Origin of the sequence: Actinomadura rugatobispora (assembly GCF_042656285.1) — a bacterium.
Lineage (GTDB): Bacteria > Actinomycetota > Actinomycetes > Streptosporangiales > Streptosporangiaceae > Spirillospora > Spirillospora rugatobispora.
On record NZ_JBHSON010000007.1, the window covers coordinates 151,075 to 171,152 of the forward strand.

Genomic DNA, 20,078 nt, shown 5'->3' on the forward strand with positions numbered 1-20,078 from the left:
GTGAGCACTATGGCAGACCACGGTACATCGATCGGGCGGCGTGGTGACGCCGCGGAGGACGCCCGCGTGCGGGCCGCCGCCGTTCGGCTGTTCGCCGAACTGGGCTATGACATGGTCTCCACGCAGATGATCGCGGACGCCGCCGGTGTCGATCAGAGCACCGTGGCCGATCGCCATGGCGGCAAACGGGCTCTGTACGTGACGTCGATGAATTGGGCGGCACAGCAATGGCAGGACCAGGTGCAGTCGATGAGGGGGGACTACACGCCCGACGTCGGCGGTCTGATCCGGTTCGTGGATCGGTACCTGGAGTACTGCCGGGAACATCCGGAACTGCCCCGGCTGTTGGTTCATCGCTGGTTCTCCGATGCCCGTGACGTCGCCGGGATCAATGAAGAGATCATCGTTCCCCGGGTGAGGGAAGCGGTCGAAGTCGTCCGGTCGGCCCTCGGCCCCGACGCCGACCCCGAGGCAGCGCTATGGACGCTCGGCTGGTCGATCTACGGCTACCTGCAATCCGGCTATCTGGACGAGTCCGGCGAACGGCGCACGCCAGACGATCCGCAGACGCTTCGCCGCTTCCGCCACCACCTGCGTTGGCTTATCCACAAGATGGCCGCGACAACCTGACCAGGCAGGCGGGCCAGGAATCCGGGGGCTGGCGGATCGGCGGCCGCCTCGGGCACACCTGCTGCGCCTGGCGCGCGAGGTTGTGGGTTCGAGTCGCACGCGACCCACCCATCCTGACCATCTCAAACGCGCCAGATCGACCCCGGTGGCGATCACGCCTGAGGTCAGTCTGAGACCAGAACGCCGCACACGTCGGCACCACACCTTCTGCGACCGGCTGGGCGTCATCCGGTCCCGCGGCGCGGTTGGCACCAGCGTCGACAACGCCGCCGCCGAATCCCTCAACGCCACGCTCAAACGCGTAACCCCGCAAGGCGCCCGGCAACGGCCCACCGCCCCCACAACACGCCAGGCCCGTCTTCGGCTGGGCCACCCGCTACAACACCCGCCGCAGGCACTCCCGCCTCGGACAACTCTCACCGATCAACTACGAGGGAACCATCGGCAGCCGGCTCGCTGCCGCCTGAAATCGGTGTTCACAGTTCGGGGGAGCCCGGAGAACGTGCGCCGCTACTTCCACCCTCGCCGGAGGCGATCGCCGAGGTCACCAGTTTGTTGGGCCCCGGCGACCGCCGCCGGTGAGGTGGCGGTGAGCGCGGGCGGGAACCTGGTGGGGTGGGACGGACAGTGCAGGGCGTGGAGACAAATGTGCGAGCCCGCATACGAGCGGGCGATGCGGTCGCCTTTGAGGGTCTGTTCGACGAACACTCCCGTCGGGTGTACAACCACGCCTTCCGGCTGACGGGGAACTGGTCGGTCGCCGAGGACGTGCTGTCGGTGACCTTCCTTGAGGCGTGGCGGCTACGTGACCGGATCGATCGGGACGGCGGCTCGCTGCTTCCGTGGTTGCTGGGCATCGCGACCAATGTCGCTCGCAACGTACGGCGTGCGGCGCGCCGTTATGAGGAAGCGCTGGCCCGGCTACCACCAGCCGAGGCGGTGCCGGATTTCGCCGAGTCGGTCACCGAACGCGTCGACGACGCCGAGGAAGTGGCGGCCGTGCGGACGGCGCTGGCGGCGCTGCGCCCGAGCGAGCGCGAGGTGTTCGCGCTGTATGTGTGGGCCGGGTTGAGCTATGCCGAAACCGCGCAGGCGCTCGGCGTGCCGGTGGGCACGGTCCGCTCACGGCTGTCACGGGCGCGCAAGAAGCTGACCAGGCAGGTCAGGCCGTCTCGGTCGGGCCAGACGACACCGGAACCGCGGGGCGGCCGTGGACAGGTAACCGATGAACGCGGCATCGCGATCCGATCCGTTCTGGAGGAGAACTGATGGACATCACTCCGTCTCACCCCGGCCTGGGCGAGCGCGACGAACTGGCGCGGCTGCTACCTGCCCCTGCGGAGCGGGAGCTGCCGGGCGAGCGGCGTCGGGCGATCAAGGAGTTCATGATGGGTGAGCTCCGCGAGGCCCCGGGGCCCGCGCAACGGGGGCGGCGCCGTCTGTGGCGGCGACCGGTCGTCCTGATCCCCGCGCTCGCCGCTGCCACGGCCCTGGCGGTGGGCCTGTCCGCCGCCGTCGGCCAGACACCTGCCTACGCCGTGGCCGAGAACGCGGACGGCACCATCACCATCGAGATCCACAGGTGGGAGGACGCCAAGAAGCTCCAGGCAGACCTGCGCGCGATGGGCGTCAACATCGTGGTGGACTTCGTGCCGGGTGGCAAGCGGTGCCGTCCACCCCGGATCACCGATCCTGCGCCGCGTGAGCAGTACCGGCACACCCTGCTCACCTTCGTTGAGAGCCACCACGTATCCATGGGGTTCGTCACCAAGCTCGGCCCGTCCGCGATCAAACCCGGCCAGACGGCGGTGATCGAGTACTACCACCCCGAGAACGCGGGAAGCGCGTTCAACGGCTGGATCGCCAACGGCCGTGTAGCGCCGTGCGTCTTGGAGGACTCCGTCCAGCCCTGGTGACGAACGCCGTACCCTCGACGGCGCCCCGGACCACAACCCGGGGCGCCGTTGTATCAGTTCAGCCGGTCGAGCATCTACCGCAGCATCATTGCGGCTCATGACCGTGGCCCCGCCGGTATCTTCGTCGCGCGGGCCGAGCAGATCGGCTGACCGCTCCCGGACCGGCATCATCTGCTCCCACCAGCAGTGCCCGCGTCGACAGCGGGGCCGATGCCGTGCCCCGACGAGGCCAGGGACGCCCAGCGCACGACATGGGCCAAGCTGGCCGCAGGCGGGGAGACGTGGGACGCGTTGATCACGAAAGCTGCACCCGGTCGGCGTGGCGATCATCGACGCCGTCCATATCGCCGAGGGCCGGCACCACCTCGACATCGCCTCGGGCGCCGGGCCGGGGCTGAGCATCGCGGCGCTCGCGTGTCATGCTGACCGACCTCGTGCCACAGATGCTCGACGTGGCCGCGTTCGACAGCGTCTCGGTGCGGTTCGGGTACATGTACCGCGTGTTCAAGCCCGGCGGGCGCCTCTGCTCGTCGGTGTGGGGCCAGGCCGAGGACAAGCCGTGGACTGCCGCCACCGCCCCGGACACGCAGCTGCCCGGTGGGGAGACCGTAACAACTTGAACATTCACCGCTCGGTGGCGATGCGGGCGTTTATCGATGCCCATTCCGACTGGCTGAGGCCACTTGCCTGCCGACGCTCCCGCGCTCAGCCCGGCTGAGAGCGTGTGCCGCCCTGCTCCCTGACCGGCATGATCGACGGCTCCTGACCATCACGGGCCTCAACCTCAACATCACACCCGACATCACCAATTTAAACTGTTTTTGCGACATATCAACGGGTTGGCTGGGTCGATGGATGACGCGGCGCGGAACTTCTCATCCATCCACGATTTGGGGTCGCGTCGTACAAGGAGCTCACCCGGTTTACATCGGAGTCGAGATGACCGCCTTCGGTCAGTGGTCATGAGCTGCAGCATGCCCTCTACCTGCATAGTCGCGCCGCCCTGTCCGACTGCAAGGTCGGTGGTCGGTCCGCTACCGCCTATGGCGGGACAACCGATCAATTGTCTGACGCGTCCTAGTGGCATGAACCAGGGAGTAAAAGGAGTTCGCCGCGAACCCAAATGAGTGACATGACGGCCTGCCGACTCACCGCACCGGGACAATGGCCAACGCACCGGCCTTCGAATGACGCAACAAGGTAAACAGAAACTGCACGGGGAAGGTTTCTGATGCGCGCACGACTCAAGCATGCGGAGTGGCGTGCCCCAAGGCATACGGTCCTTCTGACATCGATCATCTCCCTTGCTCTTCCACTCGCCGGCTGTACTGGCGAGGGCGATCCTCCGACCGCGACGGCCGAGCCCCGGGCGAGCGCGCCTGCCACGGCGGTGACAGGTCCGATAACCCCGCAAGAACTAGAGTGGCTCGAGTCGATCAGGAAGATGCATCAGAAGATCGATAAGGAGCGGGTCGCGGACGACAGTCCCACCCTTACCGCGGGAACCCTGCGCGGGTACGCGACGATGCTGCGCGGGTGCAGTCGTGAGTTGAGCCGAATCGGCCCGCCGAGTGATCGTCTCCGCCCCGTCCAGGAGAGCGCCAAGAAGGGGTGCGAGCGCTATGACGCGGGAGCGAAGTGCTTCGCGGACGCCGCCGAGATCGGCGTCCCGATCGCCGGCACCGCCGAGGAACGGAGGTTCGACCGGGCGATCGACTGTGGGTTCAACGAACCCGGAGAAGGCAGCCGGCTTCTTGCCGAAGCGCTCATCAAGGGGGAGCAGGTGAAGAAGGCGACCGCGCCATCTTGATCGACGACCGGTACCGACAGGGCTTCCAGCCGCGCGTCACGCTGGCTTGAAGTGCTCTGAGCCGCCGTTTCGTGCTTCGTGGCCGGAGTGTCGAACGGGGAGCCACCGCCACGAGACCTGCGCGGAAGGCGTGCATCGTGGCGGTGCCCTCGTTGGTGACCGGCCTCAACTCGTCGAAGGTTCGCCTAGTGATGATCTACATCGTAAAGGCGATCGGTCGTGGTGAGGCTCACCCTCCCCGTGGGGCGGGTCGGTCATGGGAACCTTGCGCGCTCAAGGTGCTCAGGGGCGCAGTAGCCCGCGGCGGTAGGCGGGGGCGAGGTTGCGCGGCACCATGAGCTGCTGTCCCTCGACGGTGAGGGGCACCAGATCGGGCCGCTCGGCCTTCCACTGGGCCCGGCGCTTGCGGGTGTTGCTGCGGGACTTCTTGCGCTTGGGGACGGCCATGACGCTCCTTACCAGCTCGACTTGGTGACACCGGGCAGTTCGCCGCGGTGGGCCAGCTCACGGAAACGCACTCGTGACAGGCCGAACTTGCGCAGGTGCCCGCGCGGGCGTCCGTCAACGGCGTCGCGGTTGCGGACACGGGGCGCGCTGGCGTCCCGGGGCTGCCGCCGCAGTTCGGCCACGGCCCCCGCGCGGGTCTCCTCGTCGGTGTGCGGGCTGCGGATGAGGCGCTTCAGCTCGGCCCGGCGCTCGGCGTACCGGGCGACGGTGGCCCGGCGGCGCTCGTTGGCGGCGATCTTGCTCTTCTTGGCCATCAGACCTTCTCTCCTCGGGCGCGGATACGGGCGACGGCGGCCTCGATGCCGATCTTGTCGATCGTCTTGATCGCGCGGGCGGACAGCCGCAGCCGCACGTGCCGTCCTTCGCTGGGCAGCCAGCACCGCTTGGTCTGGATGTTGGGATCGAACCGGCGCGAGGTGCGCCGGTGCGAGTGCGACACCTTCTTGCCGAAGCCCGGCTGGGCCCCGGTGAGCTGGCAACGCGCGGGCATCGCCACTCCTTTCTCTCCTCCGTGCATGGAATGATAGCGATAACCGTTTTCATTTGCGGAGAGAAGGGGTCTCGATGTCCGTTCCCGTCGTGCTGGTGGCCGGACTGCACGGTGCGGCCCGTGCCGCCGTCGTCGACCGGCTGCTGCGCGAGCACCCCGGCGCCTTGGCGATCCACCACGACCTGCGCCAGATCACCGGCGGGCTGGTGGTTCGCACCGTCCGCGACGCCGACGTGGTGCGCGAGCAGGTCGCCGTCCGGCTGGAGCATGGCTGCGTGGCCTGCACCGTCGGCCTCGACCTGATTCCTCAGCTGCTGCGGTACGCGAGTCAGGCCCCACTGCTGGTGGTGGACCTGTGGGACAGCGTCGAACCGAAGTCGGTCGCCGAAGTGGTCGGCCATCCCGAGGCGGACGCCGAGCTCCGGCTCACCGGGGTGCTGACCGCCCTGGACGCCGAACTGATGCCCACCGACATCTGCCGCGGTGAGCGACTGGCGGAGATCGGCAAGCAGGCCGCCGTCGGCGACGAGCGCTATCTGGCCGAGGTGCTGGCCCACCAGATCGAGTACGCCACCGTGCTCGTCGTCCCGGACACCATGCCGGCCCCGCTGCCCCCGGTCGACGAGGACGACATCGAACTGTGCCGCGAGGTGCTCGGGCACCTGACCCCGATGACGCCGATCGTCCTGCCCCGCGACTCGCTGCCGGTCGTCACCGGACCGGGTCTGTGCGTCCATGAGCTGGCCGCGCGTGTCGACCCGGCCAGCGCGCAACTGCCCTGCATGGCGCACACGCCCGCGGTCGACACCGTGGTCTGGCATCGCACCCGGCCTCTGCATCCGGGGCGGTTCTTCGACGCCATGGACGACCTCGCCACCCGGTCGGTGCGCAGCCGCGGGCGGTTCTGGCTGGCCAACCGCCCGGATCGGCTGCTGGCCTGGGACGCGGTCGCGGGCATCGTCAGCATCGAGGACACCGGTCCCTGGCTGGCCGCGCTCCCCGAATCGGCCTGGGAGAACATCCCGCCCGCGCGCCGCCTGGCCGCCTCACTGGACTGGACGCCCGAGCACGGCGACCGGGTCCAGCACCTCGTCCTCACCGGCCCCGGACTCGACCAGGGAGAGATCCACGCGCTTCTGGACGCTTGCCTGCTGGCTCCTGGCGAGCCCATGACCGCGGTGGACGACCCCTTCGCCGATCTCCTCGACCTCAATGCCGCCGGCTGAAGGTGCGGAGACGCGGCGTGCGACGTGAAGCGGCGAGGTCGGCCGCGCCGGTGAACGCACCGCAGGAGCGACAGGTCACGTGATGGTGATGGCCGCTGCTCTCGCAGGGCGAGTCCGAGCGGGGCCAAGCCGTAGGACAGCAGGAAGTCCAGGTACGACACGCGTGCGTGCTTGTCCGGGGCGAGCTCTCGCTGGGTGGCGGTGAACCATTGCCGGTGAGAACGTAGGCGGCGAGTCCGGGCAGGGCGCCGACTCGCGGCTGGTCAGTGGTAGCGCCACACCGGTCGCGGAATATCCGGTGGCGATGACGGCCGTCAGGGCGGCGAGCCCTGCCGGGAACCAGGGGTGGCGGGGTGAACACCTCGCGGATCCCACTGCGGCGCTGGATGTCGCCTGGATCGGCGACGATCAGCAGGGCCTGGACGAGCACCTCTCCCGCTGGTTCGGCAAGCCCGTCGACTGGTCTCGCCTCTGCGGAGGATCGGAACGGCCGGGAGCGACTCGGATCAGGCGAGTTGGGCGGTGAGCAGCCGGTGGAGGTTGCCGCCGAGGATCTTGCGGATGTCGGGCTCGGGCAGGCCGCGGGCGAGGAGTTCGCCGGTGAGCAGGGGCAGGCCCGAGGGGCCGGCCAGGCCGGGGAGGGTGGCCATGACGTCGAAGCCGGCGGTCGCCGCGGGGTCCTCGCAGCAGGGCGGGGTGAGGTCGGAGAAGACCTCGTGGACGAAGTCGGGGCCGAGGCCGACGCGGTCGATGCCGGCCACCGATGCGACGTGCTCGATGTGGTCGGCCAGCCGGGCGATGGTGTAGCCGGACGGATCCGCGGCCAGGAAACCCGGCAGGAAGTTCACGCAGACCACGCCGCCGGACGCCGCGACGCCCCGGATCTGGTCGTCGGTCAGGTTGCGGTGGTGGTCGCGCAGGGCGCGGGCGCTGGAATGGGTGGCGATCACCGGCCGGGACGCGAGTTCGAGGGCGTGGTCCACCCCGCTCGCGCCCAGATGGGAGATGTCCAGCAGGATGCCGAGCCGTTCCATCTCGGCCACGGCCTGGACGCCCGCGGCGGTCAGGCGGCTTGCGGTGGCGTCCTCGCCGCTGCCGTCGGCGAGCGGGGTGCGTCCCCAGTGCGCCATCGAGGCGACCCGGACACCGAGCCGGTGCACGGTCGCGAGGAGCTCGATGTTCGCGTCCAGCCCCGGCATGCTCTCCAGCGCGAGGACCAGCGCGATCTTCCCCTCGGCCAGGGCCGCGTCGATCTGCGGTCCGTCGAGGCAGAGCCGGACCTCCTCGGTGTTCCCCTCGGCGATCGCGTGGGCGCACTCGATCATCCGGAGCGTCTCGCGCAGCGCCCCTTCGGGTCTGAACCGGTCGTCGATGAACACCGGGAGCACCTGGAGGTCGACTCCGCCCGCGCGCAACTGCGGCAGCCACCGCTCCCTGAAGAAGGACGCCCACCGGGCGGGCGGGCGGGCCACCACCGCCATCAGCAGGTCGTTGTGGGCATCGGCCACCACTGCGCTCTCATGCAAATCAACAGGCATGACCGGCACTGTAGGGGGTGGCCGGACAAACGGACCGCTATCGGTCGGCTTCCCCGCGCCGTACGTTCGACGCCGGTGATGGTCGCGATGATCGAGAGTCCGGCCAGGAGCACCGCTGCCCAGCCGTCCCATTCAGGCCGTGGGGTCCGGGGCGGGCATGACCGCGGGCAGGCATGGACGAGCCGAACGGTGCCGCATAGAGTTGCCCTGTCGGCTGCGATGCGTGAACCGGTGCCGCTACTCAAGAGCCCTGGAGGGTTCCACACCCCATGGAGCTGTGGTCGGCGGTGCGCGTGGTCCGCGCGGCGGCGTTCTCCGTGACCTGCGCCGGGCTTGCCGCGGTCGGCCACCTGGCCGGCGGGGGGAAGGTGGCACCGTCCCTCCTGACCGCCGGATTCGTCCTGATGTTCGTCCCGGCGCTGATGCTGACCCGCCGCGAACGCACGATCGGCGAGATCCTGCCCGCTGTCGCGATCTGCGAGGTCGGGCTGCACCTGCTGCTGTCACGATGCTGCGCCCCGCAGGGGACGGCCGCGGCCGCGGACGCCGCCGCCTCGCACGGGACGGCCGTGCACGACGCGGACGGGTCGTCCGGATTCGGGATGCTGCTGATGCACGCCGTGGCGGTGCTGATCACGTCGTGGTGGCTCGAACAGGGCGAGGCGGCACTGTGCTCCTTTGTGCGCTGCGTGGCCGCCTGGGCACTGCGGACCCTGGTCTGGCTGCGTCCCCCCGCCCCGTACGGGGCCGCGCCGTCCAGGCCGTTCTTCTGGCAGCGCCACCCCGTGCCGGCGCGGGTGCTCAGGCACGTCATGGCGCGGCGAGGCCCCCCGGCACGGCGCATCGCCCTCGTCTGACCATGTGACCCGCGGTCGGACCGGGGTGACGCATGCCGCCGGACGGCCGGGCCGTCCGGCGCTCCGACCTGTCTGCGGGCTGCCCGACGGCGTGCGGCGCACGCCGGTGCGCACCCCGCGGTTCCAGACGCACGGCGCAAGCCGCGTGCCGACCACTCAAGGGAACGATCAGCGTGAAGTCCGCCATCGACGACCAGCAACTCACCCAACTCGCCCTGTCCGCGTGCCGGGGAACGCCCGCGGACGTGGAGAGGTTCTTCGGCGCCGTCTACGCCGACGTGCAGCGCTTCATCTCCCATCTGGACGGCGCCCACCGGGCCGAGGACCTCACCCAGGAGACGTTCGTGCGCGCGCTGCGCGGCCTGCCCGCGTTCGCCGGGCGCTCGTCCGCGCGCACCTGGCTGCTGTCCATCGCGCGGCGGGTCGTCATCGACCGTTACCGGTCGGCCGCCCGCCGTCCGGTGGTCACCGGCCTGGCCGAATGGCAGCACGTCGTGGAGCGGAGCCAGGCCGGCGCGGTTCCCGGCTGGGAGGAGGGCGTCGCGCTGACCGCCCTCCTGGACGAGGTGCCGTGGGAAAGGCGCGCGCCGTTCGTCCTCACCCAGATCCTGGGCCTGTCCTACGCGGAGGCCGCCGACGCCCTGCAATGCCCGATCGGCACGGTCCGCTCACGCGTGGCCCGGACCCGCGCACAGCTGGCCGGGACGATCCGCGCCGCCGAGCGGCCGGCCTGACCGGTGCCCCCTGGACCGGGACGCCTTCCGGTCCAGGGGGCGCTTCCCGCGCGCAGTTACCGCACGGGTCAGGTGAACGAGGCCACCGCGATGTGCGGCCGTCCGGTGATGGGGTGGGCCCCGATATGGGCGCGGACGCCGAAGACCTCTGCGACGAACTCGGGGGTGAGCACCTCCAGGGGCGCGCCCGCCGCCCTGACCTGGCCGTCCTGCAGCACCACCAGGTGATCGCAGTAGGCCGCCGCGTGGTCGAGGTCGTGCAGTGCCGCCAGCAGGGTGAGGCCGAGCGAGCGGATGAGGTCGAGCAGGGCCAGTTGCGCGCGCACGTCCAAGTGGTTGGTCGGCTCGTCCAGTACCAGCAGCGGGGCCTCCTGGGCGAGCGCCCTGCCCACCAGGACGCGCTGGCGCTCGCCCCCCGACAGTGTCGAGAACAGCCGGTCGATCGCCCAGAGCATGTCCACGCGCTTGAGTGACTCGTCGACCACGGCGCGGTCGGCGGCGTTCTCCCGCTCGAACAGGCCCTTGTGCGGGGCCCTGCCCATCGCCACGACCTCGCCGACGGAGAACTCGGCGCTCAGGTCGCCGTGCTGGGTCACCACCGCGCGCTGCCGGGCGGCCTGTCTGGCGGGCATCCGCCACAGGTTCCGCCCGTCCAGCGACACGATCCCGCCGGTGGGCCGCAGTGCCCGGTAGACGGTGCGCAGCAGCGTCGACTTGCCGCTGCCGTTGGGGCCGATGAGCCCGACGAAGCGGCCGGGTTCGGCGACCAGGTCGATGTCGGAGATGATGCGCTTGGAGCCGATCTCGGCGGTGAGGCCCGCGATGTCCAGCCGCATCACACGCCTCCCGTCGCACGGCGCCGCAGCAGCCACAGGAAGAAGGGCACGCCGAGCGCGGTGGTGAAGATGCCGACCGGAAGCTCGTTCGGACGGTCCACGGTGCGGGTGGCGATGTCGACCAAGACCAGGAACACCGCGCCGAGCAGCATGGCCACCGGCAGCACCCGCCGGTGGTCGCCGCCGACGAGGAACCGCGTCGCGTGCGGGACCATCAGCCCGACGAACCCGATCCCGCCGACGACGCTCACCGCCGTCGCGGTGAGCAGCGACCCCGTCACCAGCAGCGCGATCCGCAGCGACCGCACCGAGGCGCCGAGCCCGGCCGCGGCGTCGTCCCCGGCCATCAGGGCGTTCATGTTCCGGGCCTGGGACAGCAGGAACGCCGTGCAGACGGCGATGACGGCGGCCGGGACGCCCACGTCGGACCAGGAGGCGCCCGCGATGCTGCCCATCAGCCAGAACATCAGCCCGTGCAGCTCGGTCGGGCTCACCTGGAGCTGGATGTAACTGGTGGCGGCCGAGCACAGGTAGCCGATGGCGACCCCGGCCAGCACCAGCCGCGAATCCAGCAGCCGGCCGCCGCGCTGCGCGAGCACGTACACCAGCAGCACGCTCAGCGCCGCGGTCAGGAACGCCGCGCCCGTCACCCCGAGGCCCCCGAGGGCGGTCGCGCCGAACGCCACGACGAGCACGGCGCCGAGGGAGGCCCCGGACGAGACGCCGAGGATGTAGGGGTCGGCGAGCGGGTTGCGCACCATCGCCTGGAAGGTCACGCCCGCCACGCTCAGCCCGGCGCCGACGACGCCCGCCAGCAGCACGCGCGGCGTGCGGATGTCCCACACGACCTGGTCGCGCAGCGGGTCGCCGGGGCCGGCGCCGGTGAGCCGCGCGCCGATCGTGTTCCAGACCGAGGCGACCGGCAGGTTGACCGAGCCGATCGAGACCGCCGCCACCGAGCACGCGATCAGGGCCAGGAGCAGGCCCGCGAGGAGGAACCAGGTCATCGGCCCGGACACCATGTGGGGGCCGCCGGTTCGCGGGGTGCCGCGGTCAGGCATCCGGCTGCACCGCCTTGGCGAGCTTCTCGGCGGCGGCGGCGTTGAGCGGGCCGAGGAAGACGCCGTCGGCGACCGTGGTGTAGGTCCCGGTCCGGGACGCCTTCCACTGCGGGTAGGCCGCGAACAGCTTGCGGGCCTCGGCCGCCGCGTTCTCCGCCGGCTGGAAGAGGCCCACCACCAGGACGTCCACCTGGGCCGCCGCGAGCTGCTCCTTGTTGATGGTGCTGACCGCCTCCGGGGCCAGCCCCTCGAACGCGTTGGTCCCGCCGGCGGCGCGGACGACCTCGTCGGCGACCCGTCCGGTCCAGACCGCGGGCAGGCCGCCGGCGTTCATCATGGACATGCCCGGGTAGGCGATCAGCACCTTCTTGGGAGGCCGCCCGGCGGTGCGCGCCCGTACGGCGTCCAGGCGGCGCCGCAGGCCGGCGGTGACGTCCGCGGCCTTGTGCTGGACGTCGAAGACGCGGCCGAGCAGGCGCAGGAAATCGTGCGAGGACTCGATCGAGGCATGCCGGTGGGCCCGCTTCTCCGCCGGGGTCGCCTCGGGCTTCCCGTACGCGCAGTTCACCGGGTTGACCAGGGTGTTGATCCCGGCCGTGGCCAGCTGCTCACGGGTGGCCAGCCCCTTCTTGGCGTCGAAGCCGCCCGACCAGTGCGAGACCACCAGGTCGGGCCGGGCGGCCAGCACCTGCTCGGCGGGCACCTCGAAGTTCTGGTTCATGCTCAGGCCCCCCGTGGGGAGGGCTTTGATGGCCGGGACCATCGCCGGGTCATCCGACACCCCGTAGGACTGGGCGTTGGCGAGGATGTGGCGCTGGAGGCCCAGCATGATGAAGCTCTCGACCTCGCCGACCGAGGTCCCGTTGAGGATGAGCACCCGCTGAGGCGGCCGGGCGATGACGACCTTGTGGCCGCAGTTGTCCAGAGTGAGCGGGTAGGCGGTCCTGCCGGGTGCCGCGGCACGGGCGGCGCCGGCGGGTTCGGCCGCGGGGGTGCCGCAGGCGGTGGCCGCGAGCGCGAGCGCGAGCGCGAGGGCGGCGGCCGCGGGCAGCGGGAACGGGCGATGGAACATGGGAATCCCTGTCTCCGACGGTGAATGGAACGCGCGAAGGCGCGGTGGCGTGACGGCACACCGCACCCGCCCACCGGCGGAGCGTGGGATCAGGTGACGGCGTGCGGACGGGCCGTCGGAGGCCCGCGGCGGCGTACCGCACGGGCCAGGACCGTGCCTGGCCTGGGTGTGACCGCTCGGGTCCGCGCGGGGCGCCACGGCGGCCGGTCGACCGGGCCGGGCCGCAGCAGCGGCCATCCGAGCGCGACGATCGCGAAGACCGCGCCGAGCAGCCACCACAGGGCCCGTTCGGCGCCTGCCATGAGCCCGGCCGCCGTGACCGCCGCCAGCGCGTGCGCGGCCGTCATCGCCGGGCCGGACCCGGCCGCGGGCGCGGGGGCCGCGGCCATGTGGTGGGACGGGCCGGAGGCCGCCACGGTGAACACGAGGTGGAAGGCCAGCTGAGCCCAGCCGAGCACGATGAGGATCTTCCAGAACGACAGCGTCCGGCCGGCCGCGCCGACGCTCAGGCCGCCCACCAGGACGCCGGTCAGCAGGACGGCCCACAGGGGCGGGAGCCGGGCGGGGGAGAGGCCCCCGCCGAGTGCGTGACCGGCGAGCGCGAGTGCGGTGGACGCGGCCGTGAGGAAACCGCCCCGCACGTACCGCAGAGTCTTCACCACACCCGGCCCGGCCACGAGAACAGCGTAGAGGGCGGCCGGCCAGGGCCCGCATGCGCTCCCCGCCAACATGTGACGTTCCAGGTCGGTGGTACGGCCATTGCCTGAACCGGCTCCGATCGTGTCGTCGTGGGTGGCACCGTGATGTACGGCCGCGACGGGGATCCGGTTCAGGGAATCCGGTGAAAGGGACGACCGCGCGGAGATACGGTCGTGCGCTTTCCCGGGATCGCTGATGGCGTGCCGACTGCGATCTGTGAGTGCGTCATGGTTATGATTCGTTCCGGTGTGAGCGGTCACCGGCGGACGCTTGACGCTATGCGTCAAGGCGATCGAGGGCCGGATGGTACCGTTCCAGAACTCGGGAGAAACCCCTTCATAGGAGCGCGGAAATCGGCTTCGTCTCGTCGGCAAGGCAGAGCGTCAAGTTCAGGATCGGGGCTTTCCTGCTGGTCTTGGCGGCGGTCTTCGCCGCCTCGTTCTGGACGGGCGGTTCGGTCGGCCCGGTCGCGGGAACCGGCGACGGCGGCGGAGCGGAGGGCGGCGCGGGGCCGGTGCCGTCGGCGCCCTCGGGCCTGCAGATCTCCGAGGACGGCTACACCCTCGTCCGGACGATGAGCGAGATCCCTCCCGGGGAGCGGACCGAGTTCGGGTTCATGCTGCTCGGGCCCGGCGGCCTGCCGGTGACCGGCTTCACCCCGGTGGACGGGGCGCGGCTGCATCTCCTCGTGATGCGCCGCGACCTGGCGGGATACCAGCATCTGTATCCGGCCGAGGCTGGGGGCGGGCAGTGGTCGGTCACGCTCACCCTGGCCGAGGCCGGCATCTACAGGTTCCTCGTCTACGCCCAGCCTGAGGGGGCCGCACGGCCGGTGCTCCTGGGGGCCGAGGTCGTCGCGCGGGGAACCCTCCGGCCCCGCCCGCTGCCGAGGCCGGAGCCGGTCGCCCGGGTGGCCGGCTACGAGGTCGGGCTGACCGGCGCGCCGGTCGCCGGGCGGGTGCGGACCCTCACATTCTCGGTCTCCGAGCGCGGCCGTCCCGTCACCGGTCTGCAAGGCCGCCGCGGCGGGCTGGCGGTGGTGCGCGCGGGCGACCTCGCCCTGCTGCGGACGCCGCGGGACGCCGTCCTCGGCGCCCACCGGGTGGGCGCGGGCCCGGACCTGCGGTTCCCCGTCGCGCCGCCCAGTCCCGGCGCCTACCGGCTGTTCCTGGAGTTCCGGCACCGCGGCGTGAGCCACACCGCGGAGTTCACCGTCCTGGCGGAACAGCCCGCGGCGATCTCCCCGGACGGCCCGCTTCCGGGGGAACGCGACCCGCACGGTCACGGGTGAGGCGGAGATCGGTGCCGGGCCCGTCTCGTAACGGGGAAACAGTCCTGGAACGCAGGGGATCACGCGTCAGTCCTGGGGAACGGGGACCCGCAGGACCAGCCGGGTGCCGGTGTCGACGTTCAGGAGGATCGCACCGGGCGCCTCCGCCCGGCCCTTGCCGGCGCGGGCGTCGTCGGTGACGAACGCCACCCCCTCAGGCGTGATCAGCACCTTCTCGATCCGCATGCGCCGCTGGGGGAGCGGTTGCAGCGCCAGCAGCGGGCCGAGCCGGGCCAGTACCCGTCCCGCGGCGGGACGGGTCACGCCGAACATCGCGCCGAGCTGCCGGACGGTCGCGTCCGTCCGGTAGTAGACGGCCACCAGCAGGACGCGGTCCGCCAGCGGCAGGGACCACTGCCGGCCGGGCAGGCCGTCGGCGACCTCCTCGCCGACGGCGCGCTCCAGGCCGGTCACGATCTCGGTGAATTCGTCCGGGGGCGATCCGGTGAAGAGCTGGATCGCCCCCGTGTTGGCTGCGCTGATCGGCTGCATATCAAAGGAGTCGGCGGGAGCCCGCGGCTGGTTCCCCGAGCCGGCGAATCCCGTGGAAGGCCATGCGGCGCGGGACCGCGGCCTCCGCCAATGGCCCTTTCATCACGTCCGGCCTCGATCGGCGGCATGGGTTCGGCACAACGGCATCATGACTGCGGTAAACGTGAGAGTAAATACGCGCGGTGACCGTGGTGTGAACTCCGGGTGCGCGGAGTGAGAACGCCGATAAAGACGTCGCCCGCTGTTTTCGGCCAGCACACTATTCAGCGTTACGAGACGGCATCCGCCGCGTATTGACATCTCACGACATCGGATGTTTAGGTCCACCTCGGGCACTTAGGTGCTTTTCGGGAGGATTTAACCGGGCTCGTTCGGGGGGTGGGTGCCGTGGCCGATGCTGGGGCCGCCGATCAGGATCGGCGGTATAGGGACGCGTCCGAATCAGGATGGCGGCCGCACCCCCGGGCGGCGGTGCTGTGCGGCGTGGGCGGCCACGTCCCGCCGTCAGTGGTCACGAACGCGGATCTGGCCGCGCGCGTCGACACCACCGACGAGTGGATCCGGACGCGCACCGGCATCACCCGCCGGCACGTCGTGGACCCGGGGACGGCCACCTCCGACCTCGCCGAGCGGGCGGGCGCCGCGGCGCTGGAGTCGGCGGGCGCGGCCACCGTGGACGCGGTCGTCCTCGCCACCACCACCCCCGACCACCCCTGTCCCGGGACCGCTCCCAAGGTCGCCGAGCGGCTCGGCATGAGCGGCACGCCCGCCTACGACGTCAACGCCGTGTGCTCCGGCTTCGTCTACGGCATGGCCACCGCGACCGGGCTCATCGCGGCGGGCCTCGCCGACCGCGTGCTGCTCATCGGCGCGGACGCCTTCACCACGCTGCTCGACCCCGAGGACCGCGACACCGTCGCGGTCTTCGGCGACGGCGCCGGCGCGGTGGTGCTGCGTTCCGGCGATCCCGGCGAACCCGGCGCGGTGCACGCGTTCGACCTGGGCAGCGACGGCTCGCTCGCCGATCTGATCATGGTGCCCGCCGGCGGCTCCCGGTACCCGACCCGCGGGACGGTGCCCGGCGCGGTGCCCCGCGCGGAACCCGGCGCGGAGCCCGGCGCCGGCGACGTCTGGTTCTCCATGCAGGGCAGAGCCGTCTACCGGCACGCGGTCCGCAGGATGACCTCCTCGTCCCGGGCCGCGCTGCTCCGGGCGGGCTGGACGACCGGCGACGTCGATCTGCTCGTCGGCCACCAGGCCAACATCCGCATCCTGCGGGCCGTGGCCGACGAACTCGGGATCCCGCACGACCGCGCCTGCGTCGACCTCGACCAGGTGGGCAACACCGCCGCCGCCTCCATCCCCCTCGCGCTGGCGCACGCGGCCTCCTCCGGTGCGCTGCGGGAGGGCGACAGGGTGCTGCTCACGGCGTTCGGCGGCGGCGCGACCTGGGGGTCGTGCGTGCTGACCTGGCCGAAGACCTGAGGCGCCCCGGACCGCAGGCACCCGAGACCGAACCGCATCTGGAGGGCGGGATCCCCACGCCCCAGGCGAACCGCGGAGGACGAACGTGGACAAGGACCATGTGCAGACGATCGTGACCAAGCTGATCTGCCGCGAGGCCCCCGACCTCGGCACCGACATCCCGCCGGCGGAGCGTTTCGAGACGCTCGGCGTGGACTCGATGACGGTGGTGGACATCGTCGCGGCGGTGGAGCGCGAACTGGAGATCGGGATCCCCGACGAGGAACTGGGCTCGATCTCGACCGTCGAGCGGCTGGTGGACCTGGCGCTCGCGCACACCCGGACGAAGGAGCAGTAATGATCATCGAACCGCAGGGCGGCGGGCTCGGGGTGGTGGTCGCGGAGTTCACCGCCGCGACCGCGTCCGACGAGGACGTCGCGCGCCTCCGGGAGACCGTCTACCGAGAGAAGATCGTGCTGCTGAAGGAGCAGCACCTGAGCCCGCGGGAGTTCCTCGACCTGGGCCGCCGGTTCGGCCGCCCCGAGGCCTACTACCAGCCCATGTACCACCACCCGGACGTCCGCGAGGTGTTCGTCTCCTCCAACGTCGAGGAGCAGGGGCGGCAGGTCGGCGTTCCGAAGACCGGGAAGTTCTGGCACTCCGACTACCAGTTCATGCCGCGGCCGTTCGACATCACGCTGATCCACCCGCAGGTCGTCCCGCGGAAGAACCGCGGCACGTACTTCATCAACCTGGCCCAGGCGTACGAGAACCTGAGCGATGAGCTGAAGAGGGCCGCCGAGCACACCCGGTCATGGCACAGCGTGCGGCGCTACTTCAAGATCCGGCCATCGGACGTCTACCGGCCGCTGTCGGAGGTCGAGGCGGAGGTGGAGAAGGAGACCCCTCCCTCGTCCCATCCCACGGTGGTCACCCACCGGTTCACCGGTGAACGGCTGCTCTACGTCAGCGAGGGGTTCACCTACGCCCTCGAAGACGACACCGGGGTCGAGCGGCCCGCACTGCTCAAGGAGCTCATCGCGGCCACCGGGCAGTCCGATCCCACCTTCGAGCACCCGAACATCCACGTCCAGACCTTCGACAAGGGCGACATGCTGATCTGGGACAACCAGAGCCTCGTGCACCGGGCGCTGCACACCGCCACCCCCGAACCGGCCGTCTCCCACCGCGTCACCGTCTACGACGCGTGAGCAGAGGCCCAGGAGCGCGAGATGACCACGCTGACCCATCCGGCCGATCGGGCCCGTCCGGCTCCCTTTCCGGACGCCGACCACCCATGCGACCAGGACCTGCTGGCGGAGACGCTCCGCTGCTACAAGCCGCACTGCCGGTACCTCACCTCGATCGGCACCAGAGTGCGCGACGGACACCTGTCGGCGATCGCCGAGCTGCGGATCCCCGAGTCCTGCTACATCGATGACACCGGCCACCTCAACGCCGTCGAGGTCAACATCTGCTACAACCAGATGCTCTACTACGTCATCGCCAAGGCCATCAGGGAAGGGCTCGCTCCGGAGTTCGGCGGCTGGACGCTGCCGGACTACTGGGAGCGCAGGCTCGGCGCCGTCCTCATCGTGAAGCTGCAGAGCTCCTTCCAGCGCCCCATCGACGCGCGCCACTTCTTCGGCGAGTTCACCCTCGGCCGTGCCAGGAGGTTCCGGCCGCCCGGCCGGGCCCCCGGGGACGAGGAGACGCTGATCTCGATGGACACCTCCTTTCGCTACTGGGACGACAACGACGGCCGCTGCTCCGGCCAGGTCAAGGTCGCGGTGACCGAGGGCGCACCCGCGTTCTGAGACCCGCGGCGCGACCCTGCCCCCGACCGAAGGGAGATCGTGTGTACTTCGCGCAACTGCAGACCGTGGCCTCCGCCATCCGGTTCCACGCCGGACGCATCGGTGACCAACCGGCGATCGTGTGCGCCGGTCGGTCGCTCGGCTACGCCCGGCTGTACGGGGAGGCCTGCCGCGTCGCCCACGCGCTCCGCGCCGAAGGCGTCCCGGAGCAGGGCCGCGTCGCCTATCTCGGCAAGGAGTCCGTCCATTACTACGAGGTCTTCTTCGGGTGCGCGCTGAGCGGGACCGTGCTGGTGCCCATCAACTGGCGGCTCACGCCCGTCGAGGTCGAGCACGTGCTGCGCGACTCCGACAGCGAGGTGCTGGTCGTCGACCGCGACCTGCTGAAGGCGGCCGCCGAGGTCGTGTCCGCGTCCCCGCGGCTGCGCGCGGTGGTGGTGCTGGACGCCGGCGCCGCCGGTGACACCGTTGTCACCGGCGGCAGAGCGATCCGGGGATCGTCACCGACCCCGAGGACCCGATCGTGCAGCTCTACACCAGCGGGACGACCGGGCTGCCCAAGGGCGTCGTGCTGGCGCAGCGCAGCCTGTTCAAGATCCGGGACGCGCTGGCCAAGGAGGGCCTGGACTGGATCGACTGGCGCCCCGGGGACGTGAGCCTGATCGGGATCCCGGGGTTCCACGTCGGCGGGATCTGGTGGGCGATGCAGGGATTCAGCGCCGGTGCCACCAACGTGGCCATGCCGCGTTTCGACAGCGGCGTCGCGGTCGGGCTCATCCGCGACCTCGGTGTCACCACCGCGTGCATGGTCCCCTCCATGCTCCGGCTGCTGCTGGCCGAGCCGGGCAGCGGCCCGGACGACTTCCGCACCCTGCGCAAGGTCGTCTACGGCGGCTCTCCGATCTCCGAGACGCTGCTGGCCGAATGCCTGGAGACCCTCGACTGCGACATGGCCCAGATCTACGGCCTCACCGAGACCGGGAACACCGCGGTCTGCCTGCCGCCGGCCGACCACGTCCCGGGCGGCCCCCGGATGCGCGCCGCCGGCCGCCCCTACCCCGGCGTCCAGGTGAAGATCATCGATTCGGACGGCTCTCCGGTCCCCGCGGGGACGGTCGGCGAGGTCTGCCTGCACAGCCCCGCGAACATGCTGGAGTACTGGCGGCAGCCGGAGGCGACGGCCCGGACGCTGGTCGACGGGTGGATCCACACCGGGGACGCGGGCCGCCTCGACGAGGACGGCTACGTCTTCATCCAGGACCGGATCAAGGACCTGATCATCGTCGCCGGGGAGAACATCTACCCCGCGGAGATCGAGAACGTTCTGGCCAAGCATCCGGCGGTGGCCGACGCGGCGGTGGTGGGCGTGCCCGACGACCGCTTCGGCGAGGCGGTGCACGCCTTCGTGGCGCTGCGTCCCGGCGCCCAGGCCGGCCCGCGGGACCTGCTGGAGTTCCTGCGGGAGCGGATCGCCGCCTTCAAGATCCCCCACCGGTTCGAATTCGTCGACCGCGTGCCGCGCAACCCCAGCGGCAAGATCCTGCGCCGCGAGCTGCGCGACCGGCTCTGGCAGGGCCGCGACCGCAAGGTGAACTAGA

General features: G+C 71.0%; 25 protein-coding genes and 1 pseudogene. 16 read left to right on the forward strand and 10 right to left on the reverse strand.

What is annotated here, in order from left to right:
* Positions 1–9 precede the first annotated feature (9 nt).
* The 4 genes and pseudogenes from ACFPZN_RS07145 (at position 10) to ACFPZN_RS07160 (ending at position 2,546) form a co-directional block, all read left to right on the forward strand.
* Positions 10–630 (forward strand): TetR/AcrR family transcriptional regulator, encoded by a 621-nt coding sequence (locus tag ACFPZN_RS07145; RefSeq protein WP_378280995.1) that lies wholly within the window; start codon positions 10–12, stop codon positions 628–630.
* A 208-nt stretch (positions 631–838) separates the two neighbouring features.
* A pseudogene (locus ACFPZN_RS07150) lies at positions 839–1,097 on the forward strand (integrase core domain-containing protein); the annotation flags it as partial.
* 169 nt (positions 1,098–1,266) lie between these two features.
* Positions 1,267–1,899: an RNA polymerase sigma factor gene (locus tag ACFPZN_RS07155; protein ID WP_378280996.1), complete on the forward strand. Its 633-nt coding sequence runs from the start codon at positions 1,267–1,269 to the stop codon at positions 1,897–1,899.
* Positions 1,899–2,546 carry a hypothetical protein gene (locus tag ACFPZN_RS07160; protein WP_378280997.1) on the forward strand — a complete coding sequence of 216 codons (648 nt, stop codon included), beginning with the start codon at positions 1,899–1,901 and terminating at the stop codon, positions 2,544–2,546. Before ACFPZN_RS07155 ends, ACFPZN_RS07160 begins: the two co-directional genes overlap by 1 nt.
* A gap of 295 nt (positions 2,547–2,841) precedes the next feature.
* On the opposite strand, the gene ACFPZN_RS07165 is transcribed toward ACFPZN_RS07160, so the two are convergent.
* Positions 2,842–2,967 carry a hypothetical protein gene (locus ACFPZN_RS07165; protein ID WP_378280998.1) on the reverse strand — a complete coding sequence of 42 codons (126 nt, stop codon included), beginning with the start codon at positions 2,965–2,967 and terminating at the stop codon, positions 2,842–2,844.
* Positions 2,968–2,980: 13 nt separating this feature from the next.
* On the opposite strand from ACFPZN_RS07165, the gene ACFPZN_RS07170 reads away from it, so the two are divergent.
* Together ACFPZN_RS07170 and ACFPZN_RS07175 are read left to right on the forward strand one after the other, a co-directional pair.
* The gene (locus ACFPZN_RS07170; RefSeq protein WP_378280999.1) at positions 2,981–3,166 is read left to right on the forward strand and encodes a hypothetical protein; all 186 of its coding nucleotides are present in this window, start codon (positions 2,981–2,983) and stop codon (positions 3,164–3,166) included.
* A gap of 824 nt (positions 3,167–3,990) precedes the next feature.
* Positions 3,991–4,356, forward strand: coding sequence for a hypothetical protein (locus ACFPZN_RS07175; RefSeq protein ID WP_378281000.1), 366 nt, complete (start codon positions 3,991–3,993; stop codon positions 4,354–4,356).
* Between the two features lie 282 nt (positions 4,357–4,638).
* Here ACFPZN_RS07175 and rpmF read toward each other — a convergent pair whose 3' ends face one another.
* From rpmF to rpmB, 3 genes are read right to left on the reverse strand one after another with little or no spacing between them, the layout of a single operon-like run.
* Positions 4,639–4,803 (reverse strand): 50S ribosomal protein L32, encoded by a 165-nt coding sequence (gene rpmF, locus ACFPZN_RS07180; protein WP_378281001.1) that lies wholly within the window; start codon positions 4,801–4,803, stop codon positions 4,639–4,641.
* A gap of 8 nt (positions 4,804–4,811) precedes the next feature.
* The gene (rpsN, locus tag ACFPZN_RS07185) at positions 4,812–5,117 is read right to left on the reverse strand and encodes a 30S ribosomal protein S14 (protein ID WP_378281002.1); all 306 of its coding nucleotides are present in this window, start codon (positions 5,115–5,117) and stop codon (positions 4,812–4,814) included.
* Positions 5,117–5,353: a 50S ribosomal protein L28 gene (gene rpmB, locus ACFPZN_RS07190; RefSeq protein ID WP_378281003.1), complete on the reverse strand. Its 237-nt coding sequence runs from the start codon at positions 5,351–5,353 to the stop codon at positions 5,117–5,119. Before rpmB ends, rpsN begins: the two co-directional genes overlap by 1 nt.
* A 74-nt stretch (positions 5,354–5,427) precedes the next feature.
* Here rpmB and ACFPZN_RS07195 point away from each other — a divergent pair, with 74 nt between their 5' ends.
* Complete coding sequence (locus ACFPZN_RS07195) at positions 5,428–6,579, forward strand: CobW family GTP-binding protein (RefSeq protein ID WP_378281004.1); 1,152 nt, start codon at positions 5,428–5,430, stop codon at positions 6,577–6,579.
* Between the two features lie 506 nt (positions 6,580–7,085).
* Here ACFPZN_RS07195 and ACFPZN_RS07200 read toward each other — a convergent pair.
* The gene (locus tag ACFPZN_RS07200) at positions 7,086–8,117 is read right to left on the reverse strand and encodes a dipeptidase (protein ID WP_378281005.1); all 1,032 of its coding nucleotides are present in this window, start codon (positions 8,115–8,117) and stop codon (positions 7,086–7,088) included.
* Between the two features lie 269 nt (positions 8,118–8,386).
* Here ACFPZN_RS07200 and ACFPZN_RS07205 point away from each other — a divergent pair, with 269 nt between their 5' ends.
* Both ACFPZN_RS07205 and ACFPZN_RS07210 read left to right on the forward strand, forming a co-directional pair.
* On the forward strand, positions 8,387–8,974 hold the full coding sequence (locus tag ACFPZN_RS07205; protein WP_378281006.1) for a hypothetical protein: 588 nt from the start codon (positions 8,387–8,389) through the stop codon (positions 8,972–8,974).
* Positions 8,975–9,147: 173 nt separating this feature from the next.
* Positions 9,148–9,708 (forward strand): sigma-70 family RNA polymerase sigma factor, encoded by a 561-nt coding sequence (locus ACFPZN_RS07210; protein ID WP_378281007.1) that lies wholly within the window; start codon positions 9,148–9,150, stop codon positions 9,706–9,708.
* Positions 9,709–9,776: 68 nt separating this feature from the next.
* On the opposite strand, the gene ACFPZN_RS07215 is transcribed toward ACFPZN_RS07210, so the two are convergent.
* From ACFPZN_RS07215 to ACFPZN_RS07230, 4 genes are all read right to left on the reverse strand, one after another.
* On the reverse strand, positions 9,777–10,544 hold the full coding sequence (locus ACFPZN_RS07215; RefSeq protein WP_378281008.1) for an ABC transporter ATP-binding protein: 768 nt from the start codon (positions 10,542–10,544) through the stop codon (positions 9,777–9,779).
* A complete protein-coding gene (locus tag ACFPZN_RS07220; RefSeq protein WP_378281009.1) occupies positions 10,544–11,551 on the reverse strand; it encodes a FecCD family ABC transporter permease in 1,008 nt (335 codons plus the stop codon). Before ACFPZN_RS07220 ends, ACFPZN_RS07215 begins: the two co-directional genes overlap by 1 nt.
* Positions 11,552–11,597: 46 nt before the next feature.
* Positions 11,598–12,677 (reverse strand): ABC transporter substrate-binding protein, encoded by a 1,080-nt coding sequence (locus ACFPZN_RS07225; RefSeq protein ID WP_378281010.1) that lies wholly within the window; start codon positions 12,675–12,677, stop codon positions 11,598–11,600.
* 89 nt (positions 12,678–12,766) lie between these two features.
* Positions 12,767–13,354: a hypothetical protein gene (locus tag ACFPZN_RS07230; RefSeq protein WP_378281011.1), complete on the reverse strand. Its 588-nt coding sequence runs from the start codon at positions 13,352–13,354 to the stop codon at positions 12,767–12,769.
* 437 nt (positions 13,355–13,791) lie between these two features.
* Between ACFPZN_RS07230 and ACFPZN_RS07235 the strand changes: the two genes are divergently transcribed.
* On the forward strand, positions 13,792–14,667 hold the full coding sequence (locus ACFPZN_RS07235; protein WP_378281012.1) for a hypothetical protein: 876 nt from the start codon (positions 13,792–13,794) through the stop codon (positions 14,665–14,667).
* 66 nt (positions 14,668–14,733) lie between these two features.
* On the opposite strand, the gene ACFPZN_RS07240 is transcribed toward ACFPZN_RS07235, so the two are convergent.
* A complete protein-coding gene (locus ACFPZN_RS07240) occupies positions 14,734–15,198 on the reverse strand; it encodes a helix-turn-helix domain-containing protein (RefSeq protein WP_378281013.1) in 465 nt (154 codons plus the stop codon).
* 471 nt (positions 15,199–15,669) lie between these two features.
* Between ACFPZN_RS07240 and ACFPZN_RS07245 the strand changes: the two genes are divergently transcribed.
* The 6 genes from ACFPZN_RS07245 to ACFPZN_RS07270 all read left to right on the forward strand — a co-directional run bounded on the left by ACFPZN_RS07245 (position 15,670) and on the right by ACFPZN_RS07270 (position 20,077).
* On the forward strand, positions 15,670–16,683 hold the full coding sequence (locus tag ACFPZN_RS07245; RefSeq protein ID WP_378281026.1) for a beta-ketoacyl-ACP synthase III: 1,014 nt from the start codon (positions 15,670–15,672) through the stop codon (positions 16,681–16,683).
* Positions 16,684–16,768: 85 nt separating this feature from the next.
* Complete coding sequence (locus tag ACFPZN_RS07250; protein ID WP_378281014.1) at positions 16,769–17,020, forward strand: acyl carrier protein; 252 nt, start codon at positions 16,769–16,771, stop codon at positions 17,018–17,020.
* The gene (scoE, locus tag ACFPZN_RS07255; protein WP_378281015.1) at positions 17,020–17,874 is read left to right on the forward strand and encodes a (3R)-3-[(carboxymethyl)amino]fatty acid oxygenase/decarboxylase; all 855 of its coding nucleotides are present in this window, start codon (positions 17,020–17,022) and stop codon (positions 17,872–17,874) included. Before ACFPZN_RS07250 ends, scoE begins: the two co-directional genes overlap by 1 nt.
* Before the next feature lie 21 nt (positions 17,875–17,895).
* Entirely contained in the window at positions 17,896–18,480 is a 585-nt protein-coding gene (locus ACFPZN_RS07260; RefSeq protein ID WP_378281016.1) for an FcoT family thioesterase, read from the forward strand.
* Between the two features lie 41 nt (positions 18,481–18,521).
* The gene (locus ACFPZN_RS07265) at positions 18,522–19,136 is read left to right on the forward strand and encodes an AMP-binding protein (protein WP_378281017.1); all 615 of its coding nucleotides are present in this window, start codon (positions 18,522–18,524) and stop codon (positions 19,134–19,136) included.
* The gene (locus ACFPZN_RS07270) at positions 19,034–20,077 is read left to right on the forward strand and encodes an AMP-binding protein (RefSeq protein ID WP_378281027.1); all 1,044 of its coding nucleotides are present in this window, start codon (positions 19,034–19,036) and stop codon (positions 20,075–20,077) included. Before ACFPZN_RS07265 ends, ACFPZN_RS07270 begins: the two co-directional genes overlap by 103 nt.
* The last annotated feature ends 1 nt before the right edge of the window (position 20,078 follow it).

Excerpts from the sequence above, each read along its gene's own strand:
- ACFPZN_RS07145 (WP_378280995.1), top strand. The coding sequence starts at position 10 with ATGGCAGACCACGGTACATCGATCGGGCGGCGTGGTGACGCCGCGGAG.
- ACFPZN_RS07160 (WP_378280997.1), top strand. The coding sequence starts at position 1,899 with ATGGACATCACTCCGTCTCACCCCGGCCTGGGCGAGCGCGACGAACTG.
- ACFPZN_RS07165 (WP_378280998.1), bottom strand. The coding sequence starts at position 2,967 with ATGACACGCGAGCGCCGCGATGCTCAGCCCCGGCCCGGCGCCCGAGGC.
- ACFPZN_RS07175 (WP_378281000.1), top strand. The coding sequence starts at position 3,991 with ATGCATCAGAAGATCGATAAGGAGCGGGTCGCGGACGACAGTCCCACC.
- rpmF (WP_378281001.1), bottom strand. The coding sequence starts at position 4,803 with ATGGCCGTCCCCAAGCGCAAGAAGTCCCGCAGCAACACCCGCAAGCGC.
- rpsN (WP_378281002.1), bottom strand. The coding sequence starts at position 5,117 with ATGGCCAAGAAGAGCAAGATCGCCGCCAACGAGCGCCGCCGGGCCACC.
- rpmB (WP_378281003.1), bottom strand. The coding sequence starts at position 5,353 with ATGCCCGCGCGTTGCCAGCTCACCGGGGCCCAGCCGGGCTTCGGCAAG.
- ACFPZN_RS07195 (WP_378281004.1), top strand. The coding sequence starts at position 5,428 with ATGTCCGTTCCCGTCGTGCTGGTGGCCGGACTGCACGGTGCGGCCCGT.
- ACFPZN_RS07200 (WP_378281005.1), bottom strand. The coding sequence starts at position 8,117 with ATGCCTGTTGATTTGCATGAGAGCGCAGTGGTGGCCGATGCCCACAAC.
- ACFPZN_RS07205 (WP_378281006.1), top strand. The coding sequence starts at position 8,387 with ATGGAGCTGTGGTCGGCGGTGCGCGTGGTCCGCGCGGCGGCGTTCTCC.
- ACFPZN_RS07215 (WP_378281008.1), bottom strand. The coding sequence starts at position 10,544 with ATGCGGCTGGACATCGCGGGCCTCACCGCCGAGATCGGCTCCAAGCGC.
- ACFPZN_RS07220 (WP_378281009.1), bottom strand. The coding sequence starts at position 11,551 with ATGACCTGGTTCCTCCTCGCGGGCCTGCTCCTGGCCCTGATCGCGTGC.
- ACFPZN_RS07225 (WP_378281010.1), bottom strand. The coding sequence starts at position 12,677 with ATGTTCCATCGCCCGTTCCCGCTGCCCGCGGCCGCCGCCCTCGCGCTC.
- ACFPZN_RS07240 (WP_378281013.1), bottom strand. The coding sequence starts at position 15,198 with ATGCAGCCGATCAGCGCAGCCAACACGGGGGCGATCCAGCTCTTCACC.
- scoE (WP_378281015.1), top strand. The coding sequence starts at position 17,020 with ATGATCATCGAACCGCAGGGCGGCGGGCTCGGGGTGGTGGTCGCGGAG.
- ACFPZN_RS07260 (WP_378281016.1), top strand. The coding sequence starts at position 17,896 with ATGACCACGCTGACCCATCCGGCCGATCGGGCCCGTCCGGCTCCCTTT.